The sequence below is a fragment of the Emticicia agri genome, from assembly GCF_004168285.1.
Lineage (GTDB): Bacteria > Bacteroidota > Bacteroidia > Cytophagales > Spirosomataceae > Emticicia > Emticicia agri.
The window spans coordinates 1-1,795 of sequence record NZ_SEWF01000154.1; the positions used below are offsets into that span (position 1 = coordinate 1).

The following is a 1,795-nucleotide window of genomic DNA, read 5'->3' on the forward strand; positions in this document are numbered from 1 at the left end:
GGTTTAGCATTTACTTTAATTGTTAGAGTATCACGATGAGACTCACAACCATTGGCATCTAACTGACTTACGTAGTAATTAGTAACGCCTGCAGTAGTTGGGTCATATACTGGTGCAGTAGTTGAAGACACTCCTCCGGTTAAATTAGTACCATACCACAAGATAGTATTGCTACCCGATGCTGCTGCCACTAAAGTAGCTGGCGCATCTTCAGCACAGAATACTTTGTCTTGGGCAGTTGGTGGCGCTGGAAGTGGGTTAATCACTACCGCTACTGAAGCTGTTGCTGAACAAGCTACACCGTTGGTAATGGTTACTACATAAGTTCCTTCATAGGCTTCTATAGCACCAGCACGTGTAGTGCTGTCTGTATTAGCTGTGAATCCTGCTGGACCTGTCCAGGCATATAAGCCACTTGGTCCGGCTCCACCTGCTGACAGGCGAATGGTTCCTTCTTCACAAACCGGGCTGTTTGAAGCAATTGTCGGTACTGGAAGGTCTTTGATTTCTAAAGTAATCGTAACTGAGTCGGCACAATTAGGGTGTCCTTGCTCATACGCTTTCAACTTATATTTGTAAACACCAACAGCTGTAGGAAGTGCAGTGAATGACAATGAATTCTGACCTGAGATAATTCCAGTAGTCGGGTTGCTTGTTCCGTTATCATTGTACCATTCATAAATGAAAGTTGCGTTCGGATTCGGAGTAGTCTGGGTATTCTGAGCCGTGATAGCAGCAAATGTTGCATTAAAACAGATGCTTTGGTCGCCCGGACTAACCAATACCGGTGGTTTACCAGCTTCAATAAGAATCGGACAACAGCCACCACTCGGACAGGCGTTTGGCCCAACTGTCATATTATATGAATACTCACCTTCGCTGAATATGGTCATAGAGCCGTCAACATTCAGCCTTACACCATTACTTGCAGCATTTCCGGCTGTAATTATAGTACTACCTTTTCTCCATTCAATTCCGGTATAGCTTGGTAAAGTAATGGTATATTCATCATTGGTACAGTAATCGAATGGGGTTGAAATACAAGCAGACCCCTGGTCATCTTCGCCTGCGTTATTAGTAGTAGGACTTGAGTCAATATCCTGCTCATTTTCAGCCGATAAGTTGGCCGTTACATATTTTACACCTCTTGTGCTGACTGTTCCGGTTAAGGTCAAAGTAACAGTCTGGTTAACAGCAAGGTTACCGATTGTCCAGGTAGTGCTGCCATTATAAGTACCGGCAGCTGTTGTACCTGTTACTCCGGTAAGTCCTGCCGGAATACCTACGGTATAAACTACGCCTGTTGCAGGTCCTGTTCCTTTATTCTGAACAGTAATTAATACTGAAACAGTACCATTCAGTGCGACATAGCCGCTTGGTGTAACTGCTGTAGTTACCTCAATATCAGGATTTACAGGGGCTGTATTAAAGTTTACATATTCTAATGTAAAACTTTTATCTGTATAACAGGTACCATCTACCGAATACACACGGATGGTATATGCTGTCCCTGCCTGATTGGTTGGAGTAGGCAAGGTTTGAGAAATATAGCCTCCTGTTAAAGTAGAAAATTTGGGTGCACTGGCAAAATCGGGTCCGGTATAGGTATTGCCTACCGAGTAACCAATTCTATGGTCGCCTGATAATGCTCCCGAAATACGGATTTTAGCATCATTGGCAGTTGCAGTTGTGGCATCAACTCCTACTAAATTAAAATTTATGTCTACTTGGCAAGGCACAGGTGTTTGGGCAGCCACTTTTTGGTTCATAAATAATAGGAGGACACCAATAATTG

General features: G+C 43.5%; 1 protein-coding gene. It reads right to left on the reverse strand.

What is annotated here, in order from left to right:
* Positions 1-1,769: Ig-like domain-containing protein (locus tag EWM59_RS27455; RefSeq protein ID WP_130024368.1), on the reverse strand; the 1,769-nt coding region annotated here is incomplete at its 3' end.
* Between the last annotated feature and the right edge of the window lie 26 nt (positions 1,770-1,795).